The organism is Qingrenia yutianensis, from assembly GCF_014385105.1.
Taxonomy (GTDB): domain Bacteria; phylum Bacillota; class Clostridia; order UMGS1810; family UMGS1810; genus Qingrenia; species Qingrenia yutianensis.
The window spans coordinates 1-5,546 of record NZ_JACRTE010000039.1; the positions used below are offsets into that span (position 1 = coordinate 1).

The following is a 5,546-nucleotide window of genomic DNA, read 5'->3' on the forward strand; positions in this document are numbered from 1 at the left end:
AGTTCGGTATCAGATACCCGTTTACTTCCGTGTATGTTATCTCTGTCATAATTATCCGTCCTTTCATTATTTATTGTCGGTGCGTCTTTTTCTTTGACTTCATTATACACCGCATTTTCTTTTTCCGCAAAAATTTTTCGGGCATTTATTTCTTCACGGACCTCCGCACGGATAGTTTCGGAGATATTCCGCAGCGTTTCCTCCGATATGCTTGACACCGCATTACCCAAAACCGAAAGAGTTTCCGCTGTGTTAAAGTTCATAATATGCGGGAAGTCCTCACGCTCAAACACTTCATCAGCGTTGATTCCGAGCCTTTGCAATACCGTATATGCAATACTGGTTTCTGTCGTTTGCTGAAATTCAATATCAATATTTAATTCGTCCAAGCCGTCCAAAAAGCTGTTTTCTTTTGCATATTTGAGTTCTGAAAGGTAGTCGGCTTTGCTATCCTCGACTGCATTTTGTGCTGCACTGATAACAGCGTCCGTAATACTGCTTTTGGATTTCAGTTCACCGAAAGAATTTTCAAGCGTTTCGATAATAGCGCCGTCAAAACGGCTGTTATATTGCCAAAGCCTTACCGGAGCGTTATTGCTGTGCGTATCGGAAATGTCAAAAACATAGTCAAGATATTGTCCTCGGTCACCCTCACGGAGCAGGGCAATACCTTTTGCACCACGATTTATCCAAGACTTTAACCGTTTATTCCAAATATCAATGCTTGCACACGCCGTTGCGTCCGGGCGTTGAGCATAAATAAATAGCTGGTCTTGAAAGGAGTATTTATATTGCCATGCCGCACTTTTCAAAAACGCCGTCCAATTTTCATAATCGGATAGGCTTTTGCCGACTTCATTTGATAAGGCGCAGATGTTTTGCAGCTTGCTCGCCATTTGATTTCACCTCCAAAAATATATTTTTGACTATGCTATTTATCTTTTTCAATAGGCACATATTTTGTGCAAGTCTGCCCGTTATGAAATGCCATATACGGACACATAGGCTCGTGCGGATCGAGTTTCAATGCATCCGCACCTGTTTTGCAGTTCGGGCATAATTGTTTTTTATCGTCATTCATTTTTTATCGCTCCTTTTGATTTTTTGCATAGAAAAAGAGCATTGAAATTTGTGGTTTCAATGCTCTGATACGATTTTATTTAATTTTTAGTTTTCTTCTGTCTCCTCCAAGAATTTCACAAGTTCACTTGGAGATAATACCTTTACTTTTGACTTTTTATAGTCCTTTTCGTTCCTTGTTACAATGCAGTCCACCTCGCACCTTTCGGCTGTTTCGCACATAACAGCATCTTCATAATCTGTAATATCCGATGACAATGCTTTTCTGCAATCAATGGCTGCCGTGTCGAGAATATCGAAAAGTCCGAGTAAAGTTTTCAAAATCTTTCGTGTGCTTTCATCACTATGAGTTGCACGGTGGGTGATATAATAAATATCGGTTATTGATTTTGCGGAAATATACCCATCGATTTGTTTATTTGCAACCGCATAAAATATTGTTTTTGCATTATCCGAAAAAGGCTCACGGTCTTGAAGTGCATCTACGATAACACAGGTATCAACCAAAACTCTCATATAGTATCAATCCTCTCGTTTTTAGCTTCTTCAAGTGTAATATCCTGCGGAAGAACACCAAAAAGAGATTTTGCCATATTTACTCTGTCTTGGTTGGGGTTTGACAGCTTCGCTACAACTTTTCCGTTTTTTGTGATAAAAACATCTTCCGTTGCAGCTATCAGCAAATAACGACCAAGATTTTGTTTTAATTCAGTAGCTGTAATTGACATAGTTAAAACTCCTTTCGCTTTTATTACACTATTATTATACACAAATCGCACTAAAAAGTCAACCATTTCGTGCGATTTTAATTGTAAATTTATTCTTTTATCTGCACATCTGCATCGGCTCACGAAGCCGCTTTGCCATTTCAATGCCTTCGGCTGCTGTTGTAATTTCGCCGTTTTCTATCATTTCAAGCAGCTCCGCACGGTGTTTTGCATTTAAGCAATACACGCTTCGGCACAGCCTTTGAACAGTTCCAAGCGTATCACGCTCGGTATTGATAAGTGTTTTCACGATTTCGCCGACTTCATCATTTGCGTTAAGCTGAATTTGAAGTGTACGGCGGTTATCGAGATATATCATACTTGGCACTATCAGTATGCCGATGTTCTGCAAGCTGTCACGGAGTTCGGTTTCTCTGCAAGTCATATCTACAAGTAAGTTATTGGTTATAAAGTTTATTTTAGCTGTCATCATAAAAATCACGCTCCTTATGCTTTAATTATACAGTGTTTTTTGTTATTTTTCAAAAAATTATCGTTCCGGCTCTTTATCAGTTTTTGATTTTTCTGGAGCAGCGTATTTTTTAAGTGCGTTCATTGTTTTAAGTGAGCAACCCTCAAAATCCGCTTTGCTTTCGATAAAGTCCTTTGCTGTTTCCATAAAAGTTTCAGTACCGACATCATACAAAACTCCTTTTGACATTTCCCCAATGTGAGAGAAAAAGTCCTGCGGTTTATTATATAGCTTTGCAGCTTCCAAAATATCATCTTTGGATATGGTAAGCTCAACAAGCTGTCCTCCGGCGTTTGCGTCTGGGTTATAATACATTTCCATAACTCCGTTTGTAGTCTTATAGAATTTGTCCTTGTTAATAGCATCATAATTCTGCTTGACAAAATTCAAGTCAATCATTGTCTGTTTGTCGTATTCCGGCGTACCTTTTGGACGGTATGTACTTCCGCCACGCTCCATAAGCTCGGCAAATTCGCAAATATGAAATACATTGTAACCGATTTTGGTATGATAATCATCAATATATGTGCATTTTCTGTCTGACATAGAGCCGTCCGAAAATTTAACCGTAATGCTTTCACCGTCTTTTATTCGGAAAAGCTCATTATAACGGCTATCTATGAAGCGTATTTCTTTCTGTTCCATTTTATCCATATCCTTTCATATTGTTTTTGTGCCGTTTTGCGTAAATATCCGCATAATCACAGGGCGGATATTTTTTAAGGTCATCACGGTACTTTTTATGAGTTTTATAAAATTTACATTGTTTGCTTTTACACACAACCTCAGTTAGAACCGTGCAATAGTGGTCATTGCGGTATGCAAAGCAATCTTTATTCGTCATTTTGTGTATCACCGTCCATATCTTTAAGGCGTATCGTACTGACAATTCTGTATCCGTGCCTATTTGCAAGAGCTTTTAATTCAGCTATGAGGTTTCGCCGTTCCTCACGCCGCACGGCTTTCATTGCTTCATAGGCGGTAATGTCAGTACAACCGCTGCCGTTAAGTCTGTCGTTTATCTTTTCGCACAATCACTTCACCTCACCGTTCATTAGTTCTTATCGGCTTGTCCGGCAGAGATAAAGCAACACATAAATACAACACCAAGAAATCCGCCGACCGAAATTCCTGCAAAGAATATAAGTATAAGTTTTAACATATTCATCGCTCCATTTCATTTTCCCGTTGCCTGCGCCATTTATCAAGCAGTTTCAAAATAATTTCCTCCATTTTTGCTTTTGAATAGCTTTTCGGGAAGTATTTTTTTAGTTTGTCCTCGCCAAGCGTAATTTTAACCGTTTCGGGTTTCTGTTCCATCATAATACTGTCAATTACGGCATTACTCAAATTTCCGTCCTGATGAAATTTTCGCATCTTTCGAGCCTGTGCGATAGAGGGAGAGGTTTCCTCTTTTTCAATAGACTGCATAACAGCCGCTTGCTCCTTTGAACCGAGATAAGATATTTCAACGGCGGCATTCATTGCAATTTGGTTATTATCCACCATATTCAATATGGGGTCTATGAGGTTTGTTAAGCGTATGTATCGCTGAATTTGCCTACCGCTTTCGCCCGTGTCTTGTCCTAAAATATCTGCACTCTCTAAATTCCCGACAATTTGTCGGGGATTTTCTTTTGACGGTCTGCCTGCCTTTCTTTTCATAGCTTCCAGCCTCATTTGATAGGCAAATGCTTTCTCACTCGGCAAGATATGTTCTCGTTGCAAATTACTGTCTACAAGCAAAATTGTAGCAGTATCATCATCAAGATTTTTTACCACAACAGGAATATCGGTTATTCCTGCAAGCTCACACGCTTTCACTCTGCGATGTCCCGAAAGTATTTCATAACCGCCGTCCTTGTGCGGTCTTGCGATTACAGGTGTGAGTACGCCGCATTGTTTGATGCTTTCCACAAGTGCGTCCATATCTTCATCAAGCTTCACCTTAAACGGCTGCTCCGTAAACGGTTTTAACTCGGATATGGGAACAGGCTTTATTTCTTCGGTGTTCCGCTGTTCCTCGCTCTGAAAAATACTATCGTATGATTTCAGACTTATGTTTAGTCCGTTGCTCATTGTCCATAACCTCCTTTGTTAGATTTCTGTACGCATCGGCAACTTTACCGTTTTTGTCGTAGCTGTAAATGCTTTTGCCGACCGCAGAGGTTTCCGCTGCCTTTACCGAAAGCGGTATTTCTGTTTTGAAAACCTTTATATTGCTCCCATAGGTTTTTCGGATAAGCTGTGATATATCTTTTGCAAGATTTGTGCGACCGTCAACCATAGTCAGCAGTATTCCGTTGATTTTAAGCGTCGGGTTAAGCTGCCGTTTAACCTTTGCAACCGTACTGAGCAACTGTTCAAGCCCTTTTGCCGGAAGAAAATGCGACTGCACGGGAATGATTACCTCATTTGCCGCCGTGAGTGCGTTTATTGTCAGCATACCGAGCGACGGAGTGCAGTCTATCAGCACATAATCGTAATTGTCCTTTATCTGTGAAAGATAATTTTTCAGCACACGCTCACGGCTCATAGTGTTCACCAACAATGTTTCCATTCCCGAAAGCTCAATGTTTGCCGGAATAAAGTCCACACCCTCCGAGTGATGTAAAATGCCCTCGCCGTGTTCCGTTGGCTGCTCATTGATACTCTTTTCCATAAGGTTTGAAATTGTAACTGACAATTCATCGGGATTGGGATAGCCCAAGCACTGTGTTAAGCTGCCCTGTGCGTCATAGTCGATTAAAAGCACTTTTTTGCCCTCGTTTGCAAGTCCGATACCTAAATTTACGGTAGTAGTTGTTTTGCCTGTTCCGCCTTTCTGATTTGATATTGCGATTATTTTACCCATAAAAACCATTCCTTTCATTTTCTAATCTTGTTATCAGCATTTCTCCGTCAAGCCGTGTCAACGCACGGAACCATTCGGAACGAAAAAAACGCTTGATTTCTGCTCTGCATTGCGGCGAATATGTATGCCTGTAATCTTTTACCGCTTGCAGAATTATGGCATTTGCCAGCAGCTTTATATTTTCCACACATACCGCCTCCGATTCCTATACATTTGCCATATCGTGTTTTACTTTTGCCGAAAACCAATTATCCGCCGTTTCAAACGACCGATAAATCGTTGTAATTAAAAATGCCCGGATATTCCGGACATCTGATGTGTTGCTCCGCAGGGCGAAGTCTATATATTCAATATGCGACGAGTCAATTTTCAA

Annotated in this window: 11 protein-coding genes and 1 pseudogene; all 12 read right to left on the reverse strand. The window is 40.3% G+C overall.

Features of this window, described 5'->3' with window-relative positions:
• Window positions 1-896, reverse strand: a pseudogene (locus tag H8706_RS11670) (DEAD/DEAH box helicase family protein); the annotation flags it as partial.
• Window positions 897-931: 35 nt separating this feature from the next.
• Window positions 932-1,081 (reverse strand): hypothetical protein, encoded by a 150-nt coding sequence (locus tag H8706_RS11675; RefSeq protein ID WP_262432774.1) that lies wholly within the window; start codon window positions 1,079-1,081, stop codon window positions 932-934.
• 86 nt (window positions 1,082-1,167) lie between these two features.
• Window positions 1,168-1,596 carry a PIN domain-containing protein gene (locus H8706_RS11680; protein ID WP_262432775.1) on the reverse strand — a complete coding sequence of 143 codons (429 nt, stop codon included), beginning with the start codon at window positions 1,594-1,596 and terminating at the stop codon, window positions 1,168-1,170.
• Entirely contained in the window at window positions 1,593-1,808 is a 216-nt protein-coding gene (locus tag H8706_RS11685) for a type II toxin-antitoxin system Phd/YefM family antitoxin (protein ID WP_262432776.1), read from the reverse strand. Before H8706_RS11685 ends, H8706_RS11680 begins: the two co-directional genes overlap by 4 nt.
• Window positions 1,809-1,905: 97 nt before the next feature.
• Window positions 1,906-2,280, reverse strand: a complete 375-nt coding sequence (locus H8706_RS11690) for a hypothetical protein (RefSeq protein WP_262432777.1) — start codon at window positions 2,278-2,280, stop codon at window positions 1,906-1,908.
• Window positions 2,281-2,337: 57 nt separating this feature from the next.
• The gene (locus H8706_RS11695) at window positions 2,338-2,964 is read right to left on the reverse strand and encodes a hypothetical protein (protein ID WP_262432778.1); all 627 of its coding nucleotides are present in this window, start codon (window positions 2,962-2,964) and stop codon (window positions 2,338-2,340) included.
• Window positions 2,965-3,152: 188 nt separating this feature from the next.
• A complete protein-coding gene (locus H8706_RS11700; protein WP_262432779.1) occupies window positions 3,153-3,353 on the reverse strand; it encodes a hypothetical protein in 201 nt (66 codons plus the stop codon).
• A gap of 20 nt (window positions 3,354-3,373) precedes the next feature.
• Window positions 3,374-3,481, reverse strand: coding sequence for a DUF3789 domain-containing protein (locus H8706_RS11705; protein WP_262432780.1), 108 nt, complete (start codon window positions 3,479-3,481; stop codon window positions 3,374-3,376).
• Between the two features lie 2 nt (window positions 3,482-3,483).
• The gene (locus tag H8706_RS11710; RefSeq protein ID WP_262432781.1) at window positions 3,484-4,398 is read right to left on the reverse strand and encodes a ParB/RepB/Spo0J family partition protein; all 915 of its coding nucleotides are present in this window, start codon (window positions 4,396-4,398) and stop codon (window positions 3,484-3,486) included.
• Window positions 4,358-5,173, reverse strand: coding sequence for a ParA family protein (locus tag H8706_RS11715; RefSeq protein WP_262432782.1), 816 nt, complete (start codon window positions 5,171-5,173; stop codon window positions 4,358-4,360). The genes H8706_RS11710 and H8706_RS11715 overlap by 41 nt, the downstream gene beginning before the upstream one ends.
• Window positions 5,166-5,360 carry a hypothetical protein gene (locus H8706_RS11720; RefSeq protein WP_262432783.1) on the reverse strand — a complete coding sequence of 65 codons (195 nt, stop codon included), beginning with the start codon at window positions 5,358-5,360 and terminating at the stop codon, window positions 5,166-5,168. Before H8706_RS11720 ends, H8706_RS11715 begins: the two co-directional genes overlap by 8 nt.
• Before the next feature lie 18 nt (window positions 5,361-5,378).
• Complete coding sequence (locus H8706_RS12480) at window positions 5,379-5,546, reverse strand: DUF6017 domain-containing protein (protein WP_394354574.1); 168 nt, start codon at window positions 5,544-5,546, stop codon at window positions 5,379-5,381.